23 protein-coding genes and 1 riboswitch are annotated in these 23,499 nt (G+C 73.6%); of the genes, 6 read left to right on the top strand and 17 right to left on the bottom strand.

All coding sequences use genetic code 11. The features are described from left to right. From E1281_RS19220 to E1281_RS19205, 4 genes are all read left to right on the top strand, one after another. A partial coding sequence (locus tag E1281_RS19220) for an FdrA family protein (RefSeq protein ID WP_131880103.1) occupies positions 1–1,474 on the top strand: 1,474 nt, incomplete at its 5' end. Beyond that, positions 1,471–2,883, top strand: coding sequence for a DUF1116 domain-containing protein (locus E1281_RS19215; RefSeq protein ID WP_131880101.1), 1,413 nt, complete (start codon positions 1,471–1,473; stop codon positions 2,881–2,883). The genes E1281_RS19220 and E1281_RS19215, both read left to right, overlap by 4 nt. Before the next feature lie 29 nt (positions 2,884–2,912). Further along, the gene (locus E1281_RS19210; RefSeq protein WP_131880099.1) at positions 2,913–3,821 is read left to right on the top strand and encodes an aldose 1-epimerase family protein; all 909 of its coding nucleotides are present in this window, start codon (positions 2,913–2,915) and stop codon (positions 3,819–3,821) included. A 100-nt stretch (positions 3,822–3,921) separates the two neighbouring features. Further along, entirely contained in the window at positions 3,922–5,136 is a 1,215-nt protein-coding gene (locus E1281_RS19205; protein WP_131880097.1) for an aldolase, read from the top strand. Here E1281_RS19205 and E1281_RS19200 read toward each other — a convergent pair. From E1281_RS19200 to E1281_RS19185, 4 genes are read right to left on the bottom strand one after another with little or no spacing between them, the layout of a single operon-like run. Continuing rightward, positions 5,133–5,750 (bottom strand): nucleotidyltransferase family protein, encoded by a 618-nt coding sequence (locus E1281_RS19200; protein WP_131880095.1) that lies wholly within the window; start codon positions 5,748–5,750, stop codon positions 5,133–5,135. The genes E1281_RS19205 and E1281_RS19200 overlap by 4 nt on opposite strands. Before the next feature lie 18 nt (positions 5,751–5,768). After that, entirely contained in the window at positions 5,769–6,893 is a 1,125-nt protein-coding gene (locus E1281_RS19195) for an XdhC family protein (protein ID WP_131880093.1), read from the bottom strand. Continuing rightward, entirely contained in the window at positions 6,886–8,037 is a 1,152-nt protein-coding gene (locus E1281_RS19190; protein ID WP_347813294.1) for a VWA domain-containing protein, read from the bottom strand. The genes E1281_RS19195 and E1281_RS19190 overlap by 8 nt, the downstream gene beginning before the upstream one ends. A 7-nt stretch (positions 8,038–8,044) precedes the next feature. After that, positions 8,045–8,941, bottom strand: a complete 897-nt coding sequence (locus tag E1281_RS19185; protein WP_131880091.1) for a MoxR family ATPase — start codon at positions 8,939–8,941, stop codon at positions 8,045–8,047. A 399-nt stretch (positions 8,942–9,340) separates the two neighbouring features. Between E1281_RS19185 and E1281_RS19180 the strand changes: the two genes are divergently transcribed. Next, on the top strand, positions 9,341–9,979 hold the full coding sequence (locus E1281_RS19180) for a hypothetical protein (protein WP_131880089.1): 639 nt from the start codon (positions 9,341–9,343) through the stop codon (positions 9,977–9,979). 221 nt (positions 9,980–10,200) lie between these two features. Here the strand turns inward: E1281_RS19180 and E1281_RS19175 are convergent, their stop codons facing one another. The 5 genes from E1281_RS19175 to E1281_RS19155 form a co-directional block, all read right to left on the bottom strand. Beyond that, on the bottom strand, positions 10,201–10,647 hold the full coding sequence (locus tag E1281_RS19175; protein ID WP_243717113.1) for a PH domain-containing protein: 447 nt from the start codon (positions 10,645–10,647) through the stop codon (positions 10,201–10,203). Then, a complete protein-coding gene (gene hisG, locus E1281_RS19170) occupies positions 10,640–11,515 on the bottom strand; it encodes an ATP phosphoribosyltransferase (protein ID WP_131880087.1) in 876 nt (291 codons plus the stop codon). Before hisG ends, E1281_RS19175 begins: the two co-directional genes overlap by 8 nt. A gap of 43 nt (positions 11,516–11,558) precedes the next feature. Next, positions 11,559–12,071: a 6,7-dimethyl-8-ribityllumazine synthase gene (gene ribH / locus E1281_RS19165; RefSeq protein ID WP_131880085.1), complete on the bottom strand. Its 513-nt coding sequence runs from the start codon at positions 12,069–12,071 to the stop codon at positions 11,559–11,561. Beyond that, the gene (locus E1281_RS19160; protein ID WP_131880083.1) at positions 12,068–13,300 is read right to left on the bottom strand and encodes a bifunctional 3,4-dihydroxy-2-butanone-4-phosphate synthase/GTP cyclohydrolase II; all 1,233 of its coding nucleotides are present in this window, start codon (positions 13,298–13,300) and stop codon (positions 12,068–12,070) included. Before E1281_RS19160 ends, ribH begins: the two co-directional genes overlap by 4 nt. Before the next feature lie 88 nt (positions 13,301–13,388). Continuing rightward, the gene (locus tag E1281_RS19155) at positions 13,389–13,982 is read right to left on the bottom strand and encodes a riboflavin synthase (RefSeq protein WP_131880081.1); all 594 of its coding nucleotides are present in this window, start codon (positions 13,980–13,982) and stop codon (positions 13,389–13,391) included. Between the two features lie 71 nt (positions 13,983–14,053). Then, positions 14,054–14,182: riboswitch (FMN riboswitch) on the bottom strand. A gap of 174 nt (positions 14,183–14,356) precedes the next feature. On the opposite strand from E1281_RS19155, the gene E1281_RS19150 reads away from it, so the two are divergent. Continuing rightward, the gene (locus E1281_RS19150; protein ID WP_131880079.1) at positions 14,357–14,767 is read left to right on the top strand and encodes a DoxX family protein; all 411 of its coding nucleotides are present in this window, start codon (positions 14,357–14,359) and stop codon (positions 14,765–14,767) included. A 19-nt stretch (positions 14,768–14,786) separates the two neighbouring features. Here the strand turns inward: E1281_RS19150 and E1281_RS19145 are convergent, their stop codons facing one another. The 8 genes from E1281_RS19145 to E1281_RS19110 all read right to left on the bottom strand — a co-directional run. Then, positions 14,787–15,425: an HAD-IA family hydrolase gene (locus tag E1281_RS19145; RefSeq protein WP_131880077.1), complete on the bottom strand. Its 639-nt coding sequence runs from the start codon at positions 15,423–15,425 to the stop codon at positions 14,787–14,789. Continuing rightward, positions 15,422–16,099: a ribulose-phosphate 3-epimerase gene (rpe, locus tag E1281_RS19140; RefSeq protein WP_131880075.1), complete on the bottom strand. Its 678-nt coding sequence runs from the start codon at positions 16,097–16,099 to the stop codon at positions 15,422–15,424. Before rpe ends, E1281_RS19145 begins: the two co-directional genes overlap by 4 nt. Before the next feature lie 12 nt (positions 16,100–16,111). Continuing rightward, complete coding sequence (locus tag E1281_RS19135) at positions 16,112–17,062, bottom strand: phosphatase PAP2 family protein (protein ID WP_165959001.1); 951 nt, start codon at positions 17,060–17,062, stop codon at positions 16,112–16,114. A gap of 14 nt (positions 17,063–17,076) precedes the next feature. Continuing rightward, positions 17,077–18,483, bottom strand: a complete 1,407-nt coding sequence (locus E1281_RS19130; protein ID WP_131880071.1) for a transcription antitermination factor NusB — start codon at positions 18,481–18,483, stop codon at positions 17,077–17,079. Beyond that, positions 18,483–19,463, bottom strand: coding sequence for a methionyl-tRNA formyltransferase (gene fmt, locus E1281_RS19125; protein WP_131880069.1), 981 nt, complete (start codon positions 19,461–19,463; stop codon positions 18,483–18,485). Before fmt ends, E1281_RS19130 begins: the two co-directional genes overlap by 1 nt. Further along, a complete protein-coding gene (gene def / locus E1281_RS19120) occupies positions 19,464–20,009 on the bottom strand; it encodes a peptide deformylase (protein WP_207943363.1) in 546 nt (181 codons plus the stop codon). Positions 20,010–20,110: 101 nt separating this feature from the next. Next, positions 20,111–21,919, bottom strand: a complete 1,809-nt coding sequence (locus tag E1281_RS19115; protein WP_131880065.1) for a hypothetical protein — start codon at positions 21,917–21,919, stop codon at positions 20,111–20,113. Positions 21,920–21,935: 16 nt separating this feature from the next. Then, positions 21,936–23,499, bottom strand: a 1,564-nt coding sequence (locus tag E1281_RS19110; protein WP_131880063.1) for a primosomal protein N', incomplete at its 5' end; no start/stop codon positions are given.

The following is a 23,499-nucleotide window of genomic DNA, read 5'->3' as shown; positions in this document are numbered from 1 at the left end:
GAGGGACTGGGTCGAGGTCCGGCGGGGGGGCTACCACGATTCGGTCACGCTCATGCGAGTGAGCCGGTCGCTGTCGGAGCGGCCCGGGGTGGCCGCGGCGATGGTGGCGATGGGCACCGGGCTCAACCGCGAGATGCTCGGGCGGATGGGCTTCGACGTTCCGGCGGACGCTGGGCCCGACGACCTGGTCGTGGCGGTCCGGGTGGACGGCGGCGACCTCGGCGAGGCGCGCGAGGCGCTGGACGGGCTGCTGCGCGACGCGTCCCGGACTCCCCCGGGCACCGGGCTGCTGGGGGCGCCCGCGCCGGCGCGGACGACGGGGTCGGCGGCGGCGCGCGCCGAGGCGACCGTCGCGCTGCTGTCGGTGCCGGGCCCGCACGTCTTCCCGGAGGCGATGGACGCCCTCGACGCCGGGCTCAACGTGATGATCTTCAGTGACAACGTGCCGCTCGCGCAGGAGATCGCGCTCAAGGAGGCGGCGGCGCGGCGCGGGCTGATCGTGATGGGGCCCGACTGCGGGACGGCGGTCGTCGGCGGCGCGGGCCTCGGGTTCGCGAACGCGGTGCGCCCGGGGCCGGTCGGCGTCGTGGCGGCCTCCGGGACGGGCGCGCAGCAGCTGATGTGCCTGCTGGACGCCGCCGGTACCGGCGTCAGCCATGTGCTGGGCGTCGGCGGCCGGGACCTGTCGCCGGAGGTGAGCGGCCGGTCGGCGCTGTCCGCGCTGGCGGCGCTGGACGCCGACCCGGCCACCGAGCTGATCGTGCTGGTGTCCAAGCCGCCGGCGCCCCAGGTCGCGGACCTGATCCGGGAGGCGGCACGGCGGCTCGACACGCCCGTCGTCTTCGCGCTGGCGACGGCCGGGGAGGGCGACATCACGGGCGCGGCGGAGAAGGCGCTGAAGGCGCTCGGCCGAAACGTCCCGGAATGGCCGCGGTGGCCGGCGGCCAGGCGTCCGGCACCGGCGCCCGGCAAGGCGCTGCGCGGCCTGTTCGCCGGCGGGACGCTGCGCGACGAGGCCGAGATGATCGCGCGGGAGGCACTGGGGTGGGACGCGGTGGCGCGGGGCGCGGAGGCGCCGGGTCACCGGTTCACCGACTTCGGCGACGACGCCTACACCCGGGGCCGCGCCCACCCGATGATCGACCCGGCGCTGCGGCTGGAGGCGCTGCGGGACGAGGCGTCCGACCCGGGCAGCGGCGTCCTGCTCCTGGACGTGGTGCTCGGCTACGGCGCCGAGCCCGATCCGGCGGCGTCGCTCGCCCCGGCCGTCGCCGGCGCGGTGAAGGACCGTCCCGGCCTGGCCGTCGTCGTGTCGCTGTGCGGGACGCCCGCGGACCCGCAGGACCGCGACCGGCAGGCCGCGGCGCTGCGCGAGGCGGGCGCGGACGTGTTCGCGTCCAACGCCGAGGCGACCCGCCATGCCCTGTCGCTGGTGGAAGGGACCGCGCCGATGGTGGAAGGGACGGCCGGATGAACGACGAGCGGTACCGGCTGGGCGGGCTGCTCACCCGGGAGCCCAGGGTCGTCGCCGCCGGGGTGGAGGTCCTCGCCGGGGCGCTCACCGAGCAGGCCGTCCCGGTGGAGGAGGTCGACTGGCGCCCGCCGCCCGCCGGGACCGAGCAGGCCCTCGCCGCGGTGCTCGGCGGCCCCGGCCACGCGGACGCCAACGCCCGCGCGGTGCGGCGCATGGTGACGGCACGTCCCCACCTCGTGGACGTCCGCCCGGCTCGCGAGGTCCTCGGCCTGGACGCGGGAACGTTCCTGCACGCGGGCCCGCCGCTGGAGTGGGGGCGCGCGTCCGGCCCGATGCGCGGCGCCCTCATCGGCGCGATGCTCCTGGAGGGCCTGGCCGAGACGCCGCCCGGCGCGGAGCGCGAGCTGGAGCGGGGGGCGGCGGCGCTGGAACCGTGCCACCACCACGCGACGGTCGGGCCGATGGCGGGGGTCGTCAGCCCGTCCATGTGGATGTGGGTCGTGGAGGACGCCGAGCACGGCGGCACCGCGTACTGCTCCCTCAACGAGGGGCTCGGGAAGGTTCTGCGGTACGGGGCGTACGGGCCGGAGGTCGTCGAGCGGCTGACGTGGATGGGCGAGGTTCTCGGCCCCGCGCTCCAGGCGGCGCTCCGCCGGCACGGGCCGCTCGACCTGACCGCGCTCATCGCGCAGGCGCTGCAGATGGGCGACGAGCTGCACAACCGGAACCGGGCGGCGACGTCGCTGCTGCTGCGCGAGCTGGCGCCCGACCTGGCCGCCGCCGAGGACGTGCCGCGCGGCCGGGCCGCCGAGGCGCTGCGGTTCGCGGCGGGCAACGACCACTTCTTCCTGAACGCGGGGATGGCCGCGGCGAAGGCGTGCGCGGACGCGGCGCGCGACGTCCCCGGCTCCAGCCTCGTCGTGGCGATGGCCCGCAACGGAACCGACTTCGGCATCCAGGTGTCGGGGACGGGCGACCGCTGGTTCACCGCCCCCGCCGGGGTCCCGGACGGCCTCTACCTGGGCGACTACGGCCCGGACGACGCCAACCCCGACATCGGCGACTCGGCGATCACCGAGACGGCCGGGATGGGCGGGTTCGCGCTCGCCGCCGCGCCCGCGATCGTCCGGTTCGTCGGCGGCGAGGTGCCGGATGCCGTGGCCGCCACCCAGCGGATGTACGAGATCACCATGACCGAGCACCCGGCGCTGCAGATCCCGCTGCTGTCGTTCCGGGGCACCCCGGCCGGGATCGACGTCACCCGCGTCGTCCGCACCGGGATCCTGCCGGTCATCGACACCGGCATCGCGGGCCGCGAGGCCGGCACCGGCCAGGTCGGCGCGGGCCTGGTCGAGCCGCCGCCGGAGGTGTTCGCCGGGGCCCTGCGCGCCCTCGCGGAGATCGCGTAGTGGTCGCGGCAGCGGGTAACGTCCCCGGCATGAGCGAGTCGATCACCGGGGAGCAGTACGCCCTCAGCGCCGGGCCGTACCAGGCGGTCATCACCGAGTCGGGCGCGAGCCTGCGGGAGCTGACCCACGAGGGGCGGCCGCTGGTGCTGTCGCACGGCGCCGACGAGCCCGCGCCGGCGGCGTTCGGGCACCTGCTGATCCCGTGGCCGAACCGCGTCGACCGCGGCCGCTACGACTACGGCGGCGCCTCGCACCGGCTCGACATCTCCGAGCCGGAGCGGGACTGCGCGATCCACGGGCTGGCCCGCTGGGCGCCGTGGAGGGCCGCCCGGCACGAACCGGACCGGGTGCGGCTGACCCACCGCCTCCTCGCGACCGCCGGCTACCCGTTCCGCCTCGACCTGGAGGCCGAGTACTCCCTGGACGCGGCGGACGGCCTGCACGTCCGCATCACCGCCCGCAACGCCGGGACCGCGACCGCGCCGTACGGGCACGGCTCGCACCCCTACCTCACGACCGGGGAGCCCATCGACGCCTGCGAGGTCACCCTCGGCGCCGACCGCTACATGCCCGTGGACGAGCGGATGATCCCGTCCGGGCCGTCCCTCGACGTCACCGGCACCAAGTACGACCTGCGCACGGGTCCGATCCTCAGCGACCGGGTGATCGACACCGCGTTCACCGATCTGAACCGCGAGGGCGACGGCCGCGTCTGGGTGGTCCTTTCGGGTTCCGCCCGGACGGTCCGGCTCTGGGCGGACGACGCGCACCCCTGGATGATGATCTACACCGCCGACAACGCCCCGTCCCCGCGCGCGGGGCTCGGCGTCGAGCCCATGACCTGCCCGCCCAACGCCTTCGCGACCGGCGAGGGCCTGGTCCACCTGGAGCCGGGCGCCGAGTACACCGGCACCTACGGGATCCAGGCGGTCTCCTGACGCGGTGGCGGCGCCCGCGTCCCCCGGAACTGCCGGTTCGTGGGCCACGGGTGGGCCGAACGGGTTTTCCTCCCGGCGGGGGTTGGGGGATCATGGCGGGGTGAATCTCAGCGTCTCCTCGTTCGACGACCTGTCCGCGCGCATCGCCGCCGTCCGCGACGAGCACGGCGAGCGCTTCCCCGGCGGCGCCGACGGCCGGCAGCCGGTGCACACGGTGTACGTGCCGGCCGACCGCTTCTCCCGGTCGACGCCGGCCGACTTCGGCGCCGAGGCCCTGCGGCTGCTGAACACGCACACGCCGGGCGCCGGGTCGTTCGGCGCGGCGTTCGGGCTCGATCCCGAACTCGCCGGGGTCATCCGCGAGCGGGTCGCGGCGAAGCTGGCCTCCGAGCCGGTCGAGGACGTGCGGATCGACTTCGAGGACGGCTACGGCGTGCGCCCCGACGCCGAGGAGGACGCGCACGTCGATCAGGTCGTCGAGGCCGTCGCCGCCGCGTACCAGGTCAAGGGCCTCCCCCACTACTGGGGCGTGCGGGTCAAGTCGTTCGCCGACGGCGGGCACGAACGCTCGATGCGCACGCTGGACGGGTTCCTCACCGCGCTGCGCGACCGGCTCGGGCGGCTGCCGGGAGGGTTCACGATCACCTTCCCCAAGGTGGTCACGGCCGAGCACGTCTCGCTCTTCGTCGAGTACCTGGACCGGCTGGAGACCGCGCTCGGCCTGCCGTCCGGCATCCTGCGGTTCGAGGTGCAGGTCGAGACGGCCGGGTCGATCCTGGACGGCGAGGGCCGGACCGGCCTGCGCGCCGTCGCCGGCGCCGCCGGCGGCCGCCTCACCGCCGCCCACTTCGGCGTGTTCGACTACACCGCCGCGCTCGGGCTGCCCCCGCACGAGCAGCGCCTCGACCACCCCGCCTGCGACTTCGCCCGGCACGTCATGCAGGTCTCGTTCGCCGGAACCGGCGTGCGGCTGTCGGACGGCTCCACCAACGCCATTCCCCGCAACGACGGGCCCGACGAGGTCAACGCGACGTGGGCGACGCACGCCGCGCACGTCCGGCACTCGCTGCGGCACGGCTTCTACCAGGGCTGGGACCTGCACCCGGCGCACCTGCCGAGCCGGTACGCGGCCGTGTACGCCTTCCACCTGGAGGGCGTCGACGACGTCATCGGGCGGGTCCGGGCGTGGCACGAGCAGACGGCGGGCAACGCGGGCGTCATGGACGAGCCCGCCACCATCAAGGCCCTCACGTCACGCCTCCGCCGCGCCGTCGACTGCGGCGCGCTGGACGAGAGCGTCCTGCCCGTCCCCTAGTTCTGCGGCCGCTTCGCGCGCCGGTCCAGGGCGGCCAGGTCCTCCGGGGTGTCGATGTCGTCGGGGGCGGCCACGTCGTCGCACGGGACGCCGGTCACCAGGCCGGGGTGGGCGCGCAGGAAGCCGCGCGCACCTGTGTCGCCCGCCGCCGCCTCGGCGGCGCCGGCCAGGTGCGCGGCACGCAGGAGGACGGGGTTGCGCGGCGCTCCCCCGTACGTCGCGACGGCGATCTCGGCGCCCTCCTCGTAGGCGCGGATCAGCCGTTCCACCGCCGCCGGGGTGACCAGGGGCTGGTCGACGAGCGCGACGACCACCGCGGGGCAGGCGGGCGGCAGCGCCGCCAGGCCGGCGCGCAGCGACGAGCCCATGCCGTCGCGCCAGCGCGCGTTGGGGACGACGACGGCGCCGATGACCTCGACCGGCTCGGCCCCGGCCACCACGAGGACCGGGGAGCAGCCCGCGTCGCGCAGCATCCGCACGCCCCGGTCGACGAGGCGTTCGCCGCCGAGTTCGAGCGTCGCCTTGGGGCGGCCCAGCCTGCTCCCCTCGCCCGCCGCGAGCAGCAGGCCCGCCGGAGGCTCCGCGCCGTGCCGCTCGGAAAACCGCACCGTCATCCCGCGAGGGTAGTGCCGTCAGGGCGCGTCGGCGTGGATTCTGCCGGTGGTGTCGGTGAGCGGTCGCCCGGAGCCGCCCCAGCGGAGCTGGACGAGCTCGGCGGCGATCGAGACCGCCGTCTCCTCCGGGGTGCGGGCGCCGAGGTCGAGGCCGATCGGCGAGCGCAGCCGCCCGAGTTCGGCCTCGGTCATCCCGGCCTCGCGGAGCCGGGCGAGGCGGTCGTCGTGGGTGCGGCGCGAGCCCATCGCGCCGACGTAGCCGGCGTCCGTGCGCAGCGCGACCTCCAGCAGCGGGACGTCGAACTTGGGGTCGTGGGTCAGGACGCAGACCGCCGTCCGCTCGTCGATGGCGGCGCCCGTCTCCTCCAGGAACTTGTGGGGCCACTTCACGACGACCTCGTCGGCCTCCGGGAAGCGCTTGGGCGTCGCGAACACGGGACGCGCGTCGCACACCGTCACGTGGTAGCCGAGGAACTTGCCGACCCGGGCCACGGCGGCGGCGAAGTCGATGGCGCCGAACACCAGCAGGCGGGGCGGCGGGGCGAAGGCGTGCACGAAGACGGCCAGGTCGTCCAGCCGCCGCTCGCCCTCGGCGCCGTAGTGGCGCTGCCCGGTGAGCCCCTGGGCGAGCATGCCGCGCGCGTCGTCGTCCACCGCGGCGTCGAGGCGGGCGGCGTGGGGGGCGCCCGGCGCGAGCGATCCCGAGGCGCGGTCCGGCCAGATGACGCGGCGGGCGCCGAGCCGCCCCGGGCCGGCCACGACGGTGGCGACGGCGACGGGCTCGTGCCGCTCGATCGACGCGGCGACCTCGGCGAACTCCGGGAACGTCTCCGGCCCGACGGGCTCGACCAGCACGTCCAGGATCCCGCCGCAGGTCAGGCCGACGGCGAACGCGTCGTCGTCGCTGACCCCGTACCGCTGGACGACCGGCTCGCCGCTCTCCAGCACCGACTGCGCCAGGTCGTAGACGGCGCCCTCGACGCAGCCACCGGACACGCTCCCGGCCACCTCCCCGCCCGGCGACACGGCCATCGCCGCGCCCGGCGGGCGCGGCGCGCTGCGGAAGGTGTTCACGACGGTCGCGAGCCCGAACGTCTCCCCCGACGCGTACCAGCCGGCGATGTCGCCGAGGACGTCACGCATGTGCGCTCCCCTTCCCGGAGTGACCGGGTCCGCCCGGACGCCGCCCGCCGCCCGCCACCAGGCGGGCCAGCTCCTCCAGCGCCGCGAGGCTGTGCCCCGAGGTGAAGTCGTCGATGTGCGGGAGCGCCGCGGCCATGCCCGCGGTCAGCGGCTCGTATCCGGGCCGCGCCTTGTGCGGGTTCGCCCACACGACCCGGTGCGCGAGCCGGTGCAGCCGGGCCATCTGCTCGCCGAGCAGCTCCGCGTCGCCGCGCTCCCAGCCGTCCGACGCGATCACCACGATCGAGCCGCGGGCGAGGCCGCGCCGCCCGAACCGGTCGAGGAACTCCTTCAGCTCCTCGCCGAGGCGGGTGCCGCCGCTCCAGTCCGGGATGGCCGCCGACGCCGCCGTCATCGCGGAGTCCGGGTCGCGGTGCCGCAGTTCCCGGGTGAGGCGGGTCAGCCGCGTCCCGGCGCTGAACACCTCGACGTCCCGTCCGCCGGAGCGGGCGGCGGCGTGCGCGAACCGCAGCAGGGCGTCGGCGTACGGGCTCATGGACCCGCTGACGTCCACGATCAGCACGACGCGGCGGGGCCGGGTGCGGTGCGCGCGGTGCCGCAGCAGGGACGTCTCGCCGCCGCGCCGCAGGGTCTCCCGGACGGTCCGGGCGGGGTCGAGCCGCCCCGTCGGGGCGGGCGCGTACCGCCGGGACCTGCGCCGCTCGGCTCCCGCGTCCAGCACCGCGATCAGGCGGGCGACCTCGGCGCGCTCGGCGGCGCTGAGCCGCGCCACGTCGCGGTCGCGCAGCACCTCGACCGCGCTGGCGGTGGCGGCCTTCAGCTCCCCCGCGCGCTCCTCCCCCGCGTCCGCGCCCGGATCGGGCACGGTGATCCGGCGGACGACCACGGGCGGCGGCGGGCGGCGCCCCGGGCGGACGGCCGCGCCCGAGAAGTACGCGGCGAAGCAGCGGTCGTAGCGGGCGAGGTCGTCGGGATCGGCGCAGAGCGTCAGGCGCCCCGCCCAGTAGACGTCGGACGGGTCGAGGACGTCGAGGTGGTCGAGGGCCGCCAGCATCGCCTGCACCCGCTCGGGGTCGGCGTCGCCGCCCGCCGCGCGCACCGTCCTGGCGAAGCCGACCATCGTCTCGGTGACGTCCCGCTGCACGCCCGGCTCACCCCCCGTTGAGCAGGGCCTCTAGGCCGCCGAGCACGCGCTGCTGGTCCTCGCGGTACTTCAGGACGGCGCCGAGCGTCACCGCCGCCGTCCCCGGGTCGAGCTCGCGGACGCCGAGGGCCACGAGCGCCTCGGTCCAGTCGAGGGTCTCGGCGACGCCGGGCGGCTTCAGCAGGTCTGTCTCGCGCATCCGCTCCGCGGCGCGGGCGACCTGCCCCGCGAGCCGTTCCGCCGCGCCGGGCAGCCGCCTCCTGATGATCGCGACCTCGCGGTCGAACGACGGGTGCTCCAGCCAGTGGTACAGGCAGCGCCGCTTCAGCGCGTCGTGGACCTCGCGGGTCCGGTTGGAGGTGACCACGACGACCGGCGGCCGCCCGGCCCGGATCGTGCCCAGCTCCGGGACGGTGATCGTGAAGTCGCTGAGCACTTCGAGGAGGAACGCCTCGAACTCGTCGTCGGCGCGGTCGAGCTCGTCCACCAGCAGGACGCTCGGCGAGGTCTCCAGGGCCTGGAGCAGGGGCCTGGCCAGCAGGAACCGCCGGTCGTACAGCTCGCCCTCCAGCCGCGCCACGTCGCTGACGCCCGCGGCCTCGGCCGCGCGCAGGTGCAGGAGCTGGCGCGGGAAGTCCCAGTCGTACAGGGCCTGGGACGCGTCGAGCCCCTCGTAGCACTGCAGCCGGATCAGCGGTGCGCCGAGCCCCCGCGCGAGCGTTTTGGCCAGCTCGGTCTTGCCGACGCCGGCCTCGCCCTCCAGGAACAGCGGACGTCCCATGCGCAGCGCGAGGAAGCACGCCGTCGCGAGCCCCTCGTCGCACAGGTAGGCGTGCCTGTCGAGCAGGCCCGCGAGCTCCGCGGGCGATCCGGCCTGGTCCATCGTCACCTGGTCCGCGGTCATCGGCGCCGTCTCCCCACGGCTCTCAGGCTACTCAGCCCGCGGCGCAACTCACATGGCCGGAGGCCTTGCGTTTTCCCAGCCCGGCCCCTTCCCCGTCCGCGACCGCCCCCCATGGACGCCCGGACGTGGCGGCCAGGCCGTCGGGCGGCGGACGCTGCTCCTTCACGTTTCAGCGGGGGCCGGGGTACTACTGTGCACCGTCCTGGAGCGTGCAGGTGTAACCCGCAGGGCCGTAGACATCCTCTCGCGCGGGCTGGACGCTGACTGCGTGTGCAACGGCGAGCGTCCGAACCGCACCGCCCGCTTTCTGATCCGCTGAACCAGCCACGGGAGGACCGCCATGGCACTGTGGAAGCCGGACCCGACCTTCTACGCCTCCTCGGACTCCTCCTGTCACCCGTGAAAGAGGGGTCGCTCGCCGCTCTCGTGGCGCTCGGCGCGTTCCACGGCGTCAATCCCGCGATGGGCTGGCTGTTCGCCGTGGCCCGCGGCCTCCAGGAGCGCAGCAGGTCGCTGGTGCTGCAGTCGCTCCCGGCGATCGCCGGGGGCCACGCCGCCTCCATCGGCGTCGTCGCGATCGTCATCGCGTTCACGCAGTCCGTCGTCGCGACCAGGGCGGTCGCGATCGGGGGCGGTGCCGTGCTCGTCGCCTTCGGGCTGTGGCGGCTGCTGTCCCAGCGCCACTTCCGCTGGGTCGGCATGCGGATCTCGCTGTGGCAGCTCGCCGGCTGGTCGTTCCTGATGTCGTCCGTCCACGGCGCGGGGCTCATGCTGCTGCCGGTCCTGACCTCGTCGGGGACGGCCGTGGCGGGCCATGACCACGGGCTGGCGTCGGCCTCGGGAAGCGCCCTGTCGACGGGCGTGTTCGTGACCGCCGTCCACACGCTGTCGATGTTCGCCGTCGCGGGCGCCATCGCCGTGGTCGTCTACGAGGTCGTCGGCCTCGCCGTCCTGCGCCGCGCCTGGTTCGACCTCGACCGCCTCTGGGCCGCCGCCCTCATCACCGCCGGCGCCGTCACCCTGTTCACGAGCCTGTAGACACACACGTCCTCGGAGTCGCGCCCAGCGGAGGCTATGCGCGCTCACCGACGGCCGTCAGGTCGATCTCGATGTCGAACGGCACGGTGAGCTTGAGCCGATATGGCCACTTTCTGCAATTGCCTCGACACTCTGAGCGCTCATGAAGCCACTGTCGCACATGAGCGCCTCTCGATCTGGACAAACAGTCCAGAACCAATGCCTCGACCAGGGACGAAAGGTCAGGTGAGGTCGGGGGCTTCGCCTCGGGTGTGGAGGAGGGCCTTCAGTTCGGCGAGCTGGCGGGCGGCGAGGGCCTTCTCGGTGCCGTTGATGCCCATCGCGCCGACCGAGGTGCCGTCGGCCAGGTCGAGGGTGGGCCAGGGTTCGCCGACCGACATGGTGACGTCCACGACCTCGGGCCATTCGAGGCGCCGGGTGCGGAACGCGTTGACGAGGGTGAGGCCCGCCTCGTCGGCGACGACGCGGCAGCGGGCGAGCATGTGCAGGATCCACGCGATGGCGCCCCCGAACGCGACCATGAGGATCCGGTCGAAGAGCTTGAACTGGGGCGCCACCACCACGGCGAGCACGATCAGGCCGAGCACGATCACGCCCGCCGTGATGTAGGCGACGATCCGGGTGGTGCGGGGGCGCCACACGGTCGGCAGTGCCGGAACGTCAGTCAACGATCTTCGCGATGGGGATTTCGAGGATGTCGTGGGCGCCGGCGGCCTTCAGCGCCGGGATCAGCGTGTTGACGCCGCGCTTGGCGACCACCGACTCCACGGCGTTGGACTCACCGCCCGCGAGGGAGGTGACCGTGGGCGAGGACATCGACGGCATGATGTCCAGGACGTTCTGCAGGTCGGCCTGGGCGACGTTCAGCTTCAGCAGGACGTTGCCGCGTGCGCGGATCGCGCCCTGGAGAAGGAGGGAGATGTCCTCCATCGCCGCGCGCTTCTCCGCGTCCTCGTAGGAATCGCGGTTGGCGACCAGTTCGGTGTAGCTGGTCAGGAGCGTGTCGAGGATGCGCAGGCCGTTCTTGCGCAGGGACGAGCCGGTCTCGGTGAGGTCGACGATCACGTCCACGATGTCGGGGACCTTCGCCTCCGTCGCGCCGTAGGACGGGACGACCGTGGCCTTCACGCCGTGCTTCTCGAGGAACCGGCGGGTCATCGCCGGGAACTCGGTGGAGACCCGGACGCCCTCCGGCAGGTCGGACACCTTCTGCCAGGGCGCGCCGTCCGGCACCGCCATGATCACGCGGACGGGGTCGGACGTCGCCTTGGAGTACTGCAGCTCGCCGAGGCTCGCGACGTCGGAGCCGGTCTCGGTGATCCAGTCGCGCCCGGTGATGCCGAGGTCGAACAGGCCCTGCTCGATGTAGGTCGGGATCTCCTGCGGGCGCAGGACGCGGACCCGGTCGATGCGGGGATCGTCGATGGAGGCGCGGTAGTCGCGGTCCGACGAGCGCCGGACGGTCAGGTCGGCGGCGTCGAACAGCTGCATGGTCGCCTTCTCCAGCGACCCCTTGGGCAGGACGAGTGACAGCACGGAAATGCCTTTCGAAGAGATGGGAGTGCGGTACCGGGGCGGTTCAGGAGCCCGAATGCTCCAGGCCGTGCCCGGCGTGACCGTGATGCCGCAGACCTCGCAGGGTCAGTGCCGTGTCGAGTGCGGCCACAGTCGCCTCCCATCCCTTGTCCTCGGAGCTGTCGGGCAGCCCGCTGCGTTCCAGTGCCTGCTCAATGGTGTCACATGTGAGGACCCCGTTGCCCACCGGAGTCGCCTCGTCGAGCGCGACCCGGGTCACACCCGCGGTGACCGAGTCGCACACGTAGTCGAAGTGGGCCGTCGCGCCGCGGACGACCGCACCGAGGCAGACGACGGCGTCGTGGTCGCGGGCGAGCTGCTGCGCGACCACGGGCAGCTCCAGCGCGCCGGCGACGCGGGCGACGACGGGCTGGTCGACGCCGCACGCCTTGGCCGCCGCGAGGGCGCGCTCCAGGAGCCGGTCGGTGATCCGCCCGTGCCAGCGGGTGCAGACGATGCCGAGCGTGACGCCGGCAGCGTCGACGGTGACGTCCTCGGGGCGTCCTGCGCCGCTCATGAGATTCCCTCGATCTGGTGTCCGAGACGGTCGCGCTTGACCGTCAGGTAGCGCCGGTTGTGCTCGGTGACGACGACGGGCATCGACTCGCGGCCCCGCACGTCCAGTCCGAATCCGTCCAGGCCCTTGAGCTTGTCCGGGTTGTTGGTGAGCACCCTCACCGAGCGTACGCCGAGGTCACGCAGCATATGCGCCGCGTTGGAGTACTCGCGCGCGTCGGCCGGGAGCCCGAGCTCCAGGTTGGCGTCGACGGTGTCGGATCCGTTGTCTTGGAGCGCGTACGCCTGCAGCTTGGCGAGGAGGCCGATGCCGCGTCCCTCGTGCCCGCGCAGGTAGAGGACGATGCCGCGTCCCACTTCGGCGATGCGTTCCATGGCGGCGTCCAACTGGGTCCCGCAGTCGCAGCGTTCGGAGTGCAGGACGTCGCCGGTGAGGCACTCCGAGTGGGCCCGGACGAGAACGTCCTCGCCGTCGCCGATGTCGCCGAGCACCATCGCGACGTGCTCGCCGCCGTCGATCGCGCTGGAGAACCCGACCGCGCGCCACGTGCCGTACCGGTTGGGCAGGCGGGTCTCGACGACGCGGGTGACCATCGCCTCGGTGCGCCTGCGGTACTCGGCGAGCTGCTCGATGGAGATGAGCTTGAGCCCGTGCTCCTTGGCGAAGACCTGGAGTTCGGGGAGCCGGGCCATGGTGCCGTCCTCGTTCACCACTTCGGCGAGGACGCCCGCCGGGCTGAGACCGGCCATCCTGGCGAGGTCGACGGCGGCCTCGGTGTGGCCCCGCCGGCGCAGCACACCGCCCTCGTGGTACCGCAGCGGGAAGATGTGGCCGGGCCGGACGAGGTCGCGCGGTTCCGACGCCGAGTCGCACAGGGTCCGGATCGTCCTGGCGCGGTCGGCGGCGGAGATCCCGGTGCTGACCCCGAGCCGCGCGTCCACGCTGACCGTGTACGCGGTGCGCATGCGCTCGGTGTTCTGCGCGGTCATCAGGGGGATCTGCAGCCGGTCGAGGTCGGCGCCCTCCATCGGCACGCAGATGACGCCGCTGGTGTGGCGGATCGTGAACGTCAGCAGCTCGGGCGTCGCCTTCCCCGCCGCGAAGATGATGTCGCCCTCGTTCTCGCGGTCCTCGTCGTCGACGACCAGGACGGCGCGTCCCGCCGCGATGTCGGCGACCGCCGATTCGATGGAGTCGAAGATTCCCGTGTCGCTGTCGTTGCCGCTCATCACGCGGTCACCGCCTTCTGCCTGGGGGTGTTGACGGCCTGGGCCTGCCAGGGCCGCCTGCTGGACCCGTCCCTCACGCCGGAGCTCTTCATGAGCGGTCACCGAGCATGCGCTCGACGTACTTGGCGACGACGTCCACTTCGAGGTTCACGGGGTCGCCCGGTTTCTTGTGGCCGAGCGTGGTGAGCGCGAGCGTCGTCGGGATGAGGGCGATGCTGAAACGGTCGGCGCCTGCCTCCACGACCGTGAGGCTGATGCCGTCCACGGTGATCGAGCCCTTGTCCACCAGATAGCGGCTCAGCTCCGGGGGCAGGGACACCGTGACGACGTCCCACCGCTCCCCCGGCTCGCGGGAGAGGATCTCGCCGACGCCGTCCACATGGCCCTGGACCAGGTGCCCGCCGAGCCGGTCGGACAGCCGGACGGGACGTTCCAGGTTCACCTTGGAGCCGGGCTCCAGCGCGCCGAGGCCGGACTTGTCGAGGGTCTCCTTGATGACGTCGGCGGTGAAGGACTCGTCCTTGACGTCCACCACCGTGAGACAGACGCCGTTGACGGCGATCGACGCGCCGTGCACGGCGTCCTGGGTGACCAGCGCCCCGCGGATCGTGAGCGCGACCGAGTCCCCCTGGGGCTCGATCCCCACGATCTCGCCGAGTTCTTCGACGATGCCGGTGAACATCCCGGGCCTCCTAGATCAGGGCTCCGGGGGACGTCCATACATCGGCGCACGCCCCTGACCAGGGGCGTGCCGCGCGCCGCCTCCCATCCGGACTTTCACCGTCGGTCCCGGAGTTCCACCGGGTCAACCGGCCGATGGCTTCGGCCGGGTCGCGGACTGTCACCGCCGGTTCGGAATTTCACCGACCCCGGAGCACGCGTTTCTGCTTGCCAACCAGTGTGCCACGCGATGCATTCCCGGCCGGTGTGACCATCGCCACGAAGCCTCCCGACCCCGGACATATCGCCCGCTTATTTCAACGTTCAACGATCTTCGATGTGGGTAGGTGAAGGGACGCAAGTGACGCATGACACCTATTCCCCCAGGAGGCAGTCATGGACGTCGTCGCTCTCCTCGCCCGCGTCGTCTTCACGGCGATCTTCATCGGCGCCGGCATCGGCCACCTCACCGCCACCGAGGCCATGGCCGGCTACGCGGGCGCCAAGAAGCTCCCGCGGCCGAGGCTCGCCGTCCAGGTCTCGGGCATCTGGATCATCCTCGCCTCGGTCCTGCTCATCCTCGGCATCTGGCCCGACCTCGCGGCCCTCGCCCTGGTCCCGTTCCTGCTGATCACCGCGTTCGTCTTCCACGACTTCTGGAAGCACGAGTCCCCGGAGGCCCGCCAGCAGGAGCAGCTCCAGTTCCTGAAGGACCTCTCCCTCGCCGGCGCCGCCCTGGCCCTCTTCGTCCTCTACGCCTCCGACGGCCACCCCGGCCTCACCCTCGTGGGCCCCCTCTTCGGGTAACCCACTCCCCTGGGCCGACTCAGGCCCTGGCGAGGCGGAGGCCGGTCGGGGTGGCCGTGATGCGCGTCAGGTCCTCGACGGCGTGGTGGGCGCCGGTCAGGGCTCCAGGCGGATGGCTCGTGTGGACCGCGAGAACGGTGGCGCCGGACGCACGGCCCGCGGCCACGCCCGCGGGGGCGTCCTCTATGACGATGCAGGCGGCCGGGTCCACGCCCAGGCGGCCCGCCGCCAGAAGGTAGCCGGACGGGTCGGGCTTGCCGTCTGGGACGTCTTCTGCGGTCACCACCGTGGCAGGGACCGGGATGGCCGCCACTTCGGTCCGGGTCTGCAACTGCGTCCTGTCCATGGAGGTGACGAAGGCGTAGGGCAGGCCGTTCATGTTGGTGAGGAGGTCGACGGCGCCGGGGAGGGCGGTTATGCCGTCGCTGCGGGTGGCCTCCAAGGCGTCCAGGCGTGCGGTGGCTTCGGCTGCCTGGCCGGGTGGGAGGAAGTCGGCCACGCGGTCGGCCGTCCGGCGGCCGTGGGCGTCGAACAGGAATTCGTCCGCGTCGACGCCGTATTCGGCGGCCCATTCGCGGGCCGCCCGTTCGACGAGCGGGGTCGAGTCGACGAGGGTGCCGTCCACGTCGAACAGGACCGCGGCGCAGGGCAGGATCACCAGCCCGCCTTCGCCGTCGCCTCCTCGGCCTGGCCGCGGAGCCCGCGGACGGCCTCGGCGGGGTCGTCGGCCCCGTAGACGGCGCTGCCCGCGACGAACACGTCGGCGCCCGCCTCGGCGCAGCGCTCGATGGTCTCCGCGCTGACCCCGCCGTCGACCTGGAGCCAGACGGGGAGGTCGCGGCCCTTGATGAGCTCGCGGGCCCGGCGGACCTTCGGCAGGACGACGTCCAGGAACTTCTGGCCGCCGAAGCCGGGCTCGACGGTCATGAGGAGAAGCATGTCGATCTCGCCGAGGAGGTCTTCGAAGCCGTCGACGGGCGTGGCCGGGTTGACGCCCAGCCCCGCGCGCGCGCCGGCGGCGCGGATCGTGCGCAGAGTGCGGATGGGGGCCTTCGCCGCCTCCGCGTGGATCGTGACGCTCTTCGCGCCGGCCTCGGCGTACTCGGGGGCCCAGCGGTCCGGATCCTCGATCATCAGGTGGCAGTCGAGGGGCAGGGCGCTGTGCTCGATCAGTGCTTGGACCACCGGCAGTCCCAGGGTGAGGTTCGGGACGAAGTGGTTGTCCATGACGTCGACGTGGACCCAGTCGGCGGCGCCGGCGATGCGGGCCACGTCGTCGGCCAGGCGGGCGAAGTCCGCGGACAGGATGCTGGGTGCGATCTGAGGAGCCATGATCTCGCGAGTCTATTGGCGCAGTTCCGACCGCTCGTCACCCGGCCGGGTGACCGCGCGGGTGGGACGGGCCGCCAGGCGCAGGCGGACGAAGGACTCCGGTGCACCGGCCGTGACCCAGAAACCCAGCACCGCCTGGACGATGAACGCTTGAAGCAGGCCGGTCCCGTCGAGCAGGAGGACGGGCAGGTAGACGACCGCCGCGCCGGCCAAGGCCACGGGGACGCGCGCCAGGCGCCGCCAGGGCGTGCCGCCGGGGTCGAACCAGCCGCGGGCCGCCAGCAGGGACAGGCCCGCCAGGACCCCGAAGAAGCCCCCGGCGGCCATGGACGACTCGATCAGGTCGACCGAGTCGGTCTCGCCTCCGGACGCCCGGATGGCCCTGGCCCAGGCACTCGGCCAGCGCCAGTCCTCGATGGGCTGAAGCGCGACCCACGCGGCCCCCAGCAGCACCAGAGACACCACCAAGGCGAGCGTCATCTGGACGGCCAGGTGGTGGCGCGTCCACCAGGAGACGATGAAGGGTTCGGCGTACAGGGCGACGACCAGAAACGTCAGGCCGATGCCCCAGCCGGCCAGGACCTGGCCGATCGAGTGGACGCCCAGGAAGACGCGGGAGACCCCGATCAAGGCGACGATGACGGCCGCCGCCGCCCACAGGGACCGCCGCCGTGTCTGCGCGGCCCAGAAGCCCCAGGCCACCGGGGCGTTCTGGGCATGGCCGGACGGCATCCCGAACGACGAGTGGGGCTGCTCCCCTTCGATCGTGGGATCCGTCCAGTAAGGGCGGGGGTCGTGGAAGAGGAGCTTCAGGAACGTGTTGACGAACGCACCGAAAAGGAGGATGACCGCGGCACGCGCTGCCTGGCGCGGGGCCACACACCAGAACACGACCAGGATCACGGGAACGTAGAAGGCCGAGCTGCCTAGGAAGGACACGACGTCCCAGAAGCCGGTCAGCACGGAACCCCCAGAGGCTAGGTGCGGCGCAGTAGGGCCAGGAACATCGCGTCCGTTCCGTGGCGATGCGGCCAGAACTGCGCGTAGGGGCCGTTCCCCAAGCCGGTGATGTCATGCGCGAGTGACGCCAGGAGAGGCGGCGCGTCGAGCCGCTCGACGTCGTCGCGTCCGCGCAGCACGTCGTCGACCACCACGCGGGTTTCGGCCAGGTGGGGTGAGCAGGTGACGTAGGCGACCACGCCGCCCGGACGGACGGAGTCCAGGGCCGAGCCGAGCAGCCCGCGCTGAAGGGGACCGAGTTCGGCGACCGACGCGGGCCCGCGGCGCCAGCGGGCCTCCGGGCGGCGGCGGAGCGCGCCCAGGCCGGTGCAGGGCGCGTCCACCATCACGCGGTCGAAGGACGCGGGACGCCAGGCGGGCGCCATGCCGTCGGCGGCGACGACTCCGGCGCGGTCATCGACCGCGCGCCGGACGAGCCCGGCGCGATGGGGCGCGATGTCCGCCGCAAGGAGCCGCGCTCCGCGTTCGTTGGCCAAGGCCGACAGGAGGCCGGCCTTGCCTCCGGGGCCCGCGCACGTGTCCGCCCAGTGAGCGTCGGAGCCCTCCAGGGGCGCTTCGGCGAGAGCCAGAGCGACGATCTGGCTGGCCTCGTCCTGGACGGCGGCGCGCCCATCACGGACGGCGGCGATGTTCGCCGGGTCTCCTTCGGCGAGCACAGCCGCGTAGGGCGAGTACGGCGCGGGCTCTGCGCCCGCGTCATAGAGCTCCTGGACGGTCGCTCGTCCGGGGCGCGCGACCAGCGTGACACGGGGGCGGACGTTGTCCGCCGCGAGGAGTTCTTCGATCTCGCCCTTGCCGACGGCGTCCCGCATGGCGGACACGATCCACTTGGGGTGGCTGTGCGCGACCGAGAGGCGGGTGGTCGCGTCGGCGTCGGCGGGTGCCACGATCTCCAGCCAGCCGTCCATGTCCCGGGTGGTGACCTTGCGGAGCACGGCGTTGGCGAACTTGGCCTGGCCCGGGCCGGCGACCGAACGCGCCAGCTCGACCGCGGTCCCCACCGCGGCGTGCGGCGGGATGCGGGTCGCGAGGATCTGGTGCGCGCCGAGGCGCAGGACGTCCAGGAGCGGCCCGTCGATCCGGCGCAGCTCACGGTCGCTGCACAGCGCGAGCACCGCGTCGTAGGTGCCGCGGCCGCGCAGCGTGCCGTAGGTCAGCTCGGTGGCCAGGGCCGCGTCGCGGCCGGTGAGGTCCCGGTCCCGCAGGCGGGCGGGAAGCAGCAGGTTGGCGTAGGCGTCACGTGTCTCGACCGCGCGGATCACGTCGAACGCGGTGCGGCGGACGAGATCCTGGGGACGGCCCGTCTTGCGGGGGCCGCCCGGCCTGCGGTTCTGGGCGTGTCGGCGGTTACGGGCGGGAGGCATCAGTTCGGGGCGTCCCTGCTGGTGGAGTCGGCGCCGTCGGTGGAGTCGGCGCCGCGGGCGAAACCGTCGCCGGCGGCGAGGTCGACACCGCGGATCCAGTCGGCGGCGGCCATCGGGCGCTTCCCCTGTGGCTGGACGTCGCCGAGGACGACGGGGTGTGTGGCCGTCCCCGCCAGTACCTCGTTCTTGCCCGCGCGCAGCTCGCCGGGGGCCAGCTTCTCGGCGTCGGGTGCCGGGCGGACCGGCCCCAGTTTGACCCGCGTGTCGCGGAAATGCGTCCACGCCCCGGGGGCGGGCGTGCACGCGCGGACGAGGCGGTCGATGTGCAGGGCCGGGGTGTTCCAGTCGACGTGGCCGTCCTCGGGCGTCAGCTTGGCCGCGTGGGACACGCCCTCCGTGGGCTGGGGCCGCGGTTCCAGGACGCCCTCTTCGATGCCGTTCATCGTGTCCAGCAGGAGGCTCGCTCCGGCGGCGGCGAGCCGCCCCAGGAGATCACCGGTGGTGTCGGCCGGACGGATCGGCTCGGTGAGGACGCCGTAGACCGGGCCGGTGTCCAGGCCCTCTTCGATCTGGAACGTGGCCGCGCCGGTGACGTTGTCGCCGTGCAGGATCGCGCGCTGGACCGGGGCGGCGCCGCGCCAGGCGGGCAGCAGCGAGAAGTGCAGGTTCACCCAGCCGTGCCCGGGGATGTCGAGCGCCTCGCGGGGCAGCAGCGCGCCGTAGGCGACGACCGGGCAGCAGTCCGGCGCGATCTCGCGGAGCCGGTCCAGGAACTCCGGATCACGGGCCTTGGCGGGCTTCAGCACCTCGACACCGGCCTCGGCGGCCAGTGAGGCCACCGGGCTGGCGCTCAGCCGCCGCCCACGGCCCGAACGCCCGTCCGGCCGGGTCACGACCGCAGCGACCTCGTGCGAGGACCGCAGAAGCGCTTTCAGGGCCGGGAGCGCGGTCTCGGGCGTCCCCGCGAACACGAGGCGCACCTAGATCGCCTTCCCGAAGGTGCGGTGCGGCGACTCCTTGACGACGGGCGCCGGGTCGCCGAACCACTCGGCCTCCCGGATCGCCTTCATCGCCGCCTTGCGCTGCTCGGGGTCCATCCGGTCGATGAAGATGATCCCGTCGAGGTGGTCGGTCTCATGCTGGACGCAGCGGGCCAGCAAATGGGTCCCCTCCAGCGTGATCGGCTCCCCGTGCATGTTGAAGCCCTTCGCCACGGCCCGGACGGAGCGTGCCGTGGGGAACGCCAGCCCGGGAAGTGACAGGCAGCCCTCGTCGTCGGTCTCCTGCTCGTCCGACAGGTCCAGGGTCGGGTTGACCACGTGGCCCAGGCGGTCGTCGACGTAGTAGGTGAACACCCGCAGACCCACGCCGAGCTGAGGTGCGGCGAGGCCCGCGCCGGGGGCGTCGATCATCGTGTCGGTGAGGTCCTTGACGAGCTGGCGCAGTTCCTTGTCGAAGTCCTTCACCGGCTCCGCGGGAGTACGCAGCACGGGATCACCGAAAAGGCGGATGGGCTTGACGGCCAACGGGGACTCCGTTTCCTGCAAGGTTCGTACGAGTTGCCTGGGGGTCCGTGTTTCAGCACACAGGGGTCTCTGCCCAGTCTAGGGAGACGTTCCGTGAACATTCACACGCTGCGACGTGTTCCCTCAGGCGAAGAGCGCGCCTTGTAGGCGGCCGTCCGGGCGGCCTTGGCGGTCGCCTTGTCGGGGTGGTGGGCGCCCAAAGCCTCCAGGACGTCCGCCACATCGGGGTGGTCGGTGCGCCACATGTCGTCGACCATCAGCTCCAGCTCCGCTCCCGGCGGCGCGTCGATGAGAGCCGCCTCGACGGCATCCTTGGGTTCGGCGGTCTCCATCATCCCGGCGACGGTGTCGACGAACACCCACAGGTACTCTTCCCTGGCCAGCTCGTGCCCGGACGGGTCTCCCGCGGCGTTGAGCCAGAGCGCGGCGTAGGGCGAGACCAGCGGATGCTCCCGCGCTGCGCGGACGACGGCGGCCGCCTCGGGGCCGATGCGGCGCAGGACCGCCGCGGCGAGGTTGCGGGCGCCGGGGCCGCCGGTGCGCATGACGTCCAGGAGGTCGGCGGCGGCGTCCTTGGGGTCGTGCCTCGCCAGCCAGCCGCCGATCTCCTCGTCGGCGGCCTCCGGCCGGTACCAGGTGAGGCCCGCGACGAGCTCGGACGCCCTGGCTCCCGCCAGATCGCCGATGACCGGCGCGACGAACCCGTCCGCGAGCAGCAGTTCCCGGACGGCCCACACGCCCAGCGGAGTGAGCGCCCGCCCCTTGCCGGACGTCTCGGTCACGCCCCACGCCTCAAGGGCCTTCAGTTCCAGGTAGAACGCGTCCGACACGAGCTCGGGCATGGTGTCGGCGTCGGTGAGGTCGTAGGACTCCTCCACGTGGTCGAGCAGCGCGCCGAGGAGGGCCTCGGGCTCCGTCGGCCCCTCCTGCTCGTACAGGTGGATGAGGACTCCGGTCATCTCGTTCTGGACGAGTTCGACCGCGTCCAGGCCGTCCGCGTAGTCGTGGCCGGGCACGACCAAGGCGTCGAACAACGGCAGCCACGCACCGAGCAGTGACGCGTCATCACTCGACCGGAGCCCGTCCAGGGCGGGGCCGGGGGCGGCCTTGCCGTTCTCGGCGGTGATGACCTCCGCCTCCACGGCGGCCCACCAGAGGCGTTCCAGCTCGCCCGCGTCCTCCATCTGGCCGTGGCGCCGCGGGACCTCCAGGCCCAGGGCGGTGCCCGCGCTCTCCGCGTCGGCCTCGGTGAGCGTGTCGTGCTCGGTGAGGTCGCGCTCGCCCGTCCATTCGGCCAGGGCGAGCACGTTCTCGGTCAGCAGGGAGCGGCGCACTCCGCCGGCCAGTTCCGCCTCGGGGGCGATCCGCACGGGCGGGACGACCAGTTCCTCGACCTGCCGGAGGTATCCCTCGGTACGGGCGTAGCGCTCCTCCTCGGGAAGCGCCTCGAAGTCGCGGATCCACGCCTCCACCGCGTCCTGGTCGTCCACGGAGACCCCGTCGGCCTGCATCAGCCCTCCGATGACCTCCGCGGCCGCGTGCCGCTCCTCGGTGTCGACCTCGGCGACCGTGTCCGTGAACTCGGGGCCGATCCGGTCGATCTCGGCCTTCAGCGCGGCGGCGTCGCTCTCGGTGACGGCGCCCGTGTCGCCCAGGTACACGGCGATCCGTCCGAGGACCTCCAGGACCGTGGGGACGTCCTCGCGCCCGGCGACCACGGACTCGGGGAACACGCGCAGCAGGAGTTCGCGAAGACCCTCCGGGGTCAGCTCGTCAGGGCCGGTCAGGCCCATCTCCTCCCGCGCCAGTTCGAGGAGTATGCGCGCTCCCGGCTCGTCCAGCGTCTCGCCGCGTTCGTCCGTCCACCGCCGCAGGTCGCCCACGGTGGTCTCTACCCAGTTGTCGGCCACCCGAGAACCCTATTGGTCAGATCAGCTCCAGGGGGTCGATCTGCACGCGTACGGTCTCCGCCGCTTTGCGCGCGCTGCGCACCCCTTGGGCTTCCTTCAGCGCGCGCGCCAGAGCCTGTCCCGCCGCCCTCGGCACGCGGACCAGGGCACGCTCCCTCTCCGGAGCGTCGGCCGCCGCCTGGGGGCCGGGTGCCGGCGGGACGGGGACAGGCCCGAGCACCTCCGCCCCGTCGGGCAACCGGGCATCGGCCAGAAGCTCCCGGATGGCGGCGGGGGGCGCGGTGAGGGAGGCCATGCGCGCGGCGGGCGGAAAACCCACCTCCCTGCGCTCGGCGAGCTCCCGCTCCGCATACGTGACCGGGTCCCATCGGACGAGGGCCTGGACGGCGGGGAGGGACCCCTCGGCGGCGACCACGACGGGCCCTTGCGGACGGACCAGCGCCGCGGCGTTCATCCAGCGCCGCAACGTCTCCTCCCCGGCACGCAGATCCGGCCGTCCGAGCAGCACCCAGCCGTCCAGCAGGAGGGCGGCCCTGTAGCCGCCCTCCGCGGGGGGCTCGGCCCCCGGTGTGGACACCACCAGAGCCCGTTCGGGGCCGGTCCGTTCGAGGACCGCGTCCCGCCCGGAGGTCCGCACCGGCACGCCGGGGAAGGCCCTGCCCAGTTCCTCCGCGGTGCGCTTGGCGCCGACCACCACGGCACGGAGCTGGAAGAAGCCGCATTCCGGGCAGTGCCAGTCCCCGGCGATGCGTCCGCACCAGCGGCAGTACGGGGCGGCGTGGGACGACGGAAGCGACAGGGGCCCCTCGCACGCCACGCACCGCGCCGGTGTACGGCAGCGGCCGCACGCGATGCCGGGGACGTATCCGCGCCGGGGAACCTGCACGAGGACGGGCCCGTCCTCCAGCGCCCGCCGGGCCGCCTCGAACGCGACGTTCGGCAGGCGCGCGGTACGGGCGGCGGCGTCGCGGGCGAGTTGCGCGTCCTCCCCCACGTAGCGGACGCGGGGCATCGCCGTCCGGACGCGGGCCCGGTCCGCGGCGAGCGTGTGCGCCCAGCCGGACTCGACGAGCTGAGTGGCGTCGGTCGTCCTGGTGAACCCGCCGACCAGCGCCGCGGCGCCCGTCCTGTGGGCGCGCAGGGCCAGCACGTCGCGGGGGTGCGGGTAGGGGGCGTGCGGCTCCGCGTGGACGTCGTCGCCGTCGTCCCACAGCACCACCAGCCCGAGGTCGGCGACGGGCGCGAACATCGCGGCGCGCGTACCGACCACTGCCCGCGCGGTTCCGCGCAGGACCGCCAGCCATCTCCGGTAGCGCTCCGCCGGGCCCGCCTCGGCCGTCAGCGCGACATGGAGGCCCTCCCCCAGCTCCGCCCTCAGCGCGGCGTCCACGCGCGCCACGTCGCGGCCGTCCGCCACGATGACCAGTGCGCCGCGTCCGCCCCGCAGGGTCACGGCCACGGCGCGCGCTATGGCCGCCGTCCAGTCGGGCCCCGGGAGCGCCGTCCACACCGCCCGCGGCCCCTTGCCCCCCGCCAGAGCCTTCAGGAACGACTCCCCCGCGGGGTAGCCGCCCCACACC

Origin of the sequence: Actinomadura sp. KC345, from assembly GCF_004348515.1 — a bacterium.
GTDB lineage: Bacteria > Actinomycetota > Actinomycetes > Streptosporangiales > Streptosporangiaceae > Spirillospora.
Note: the sequence above shows the minus strand (reverse complement) of the source record. Positions and strands in the feature narration are given on the sequence as shown.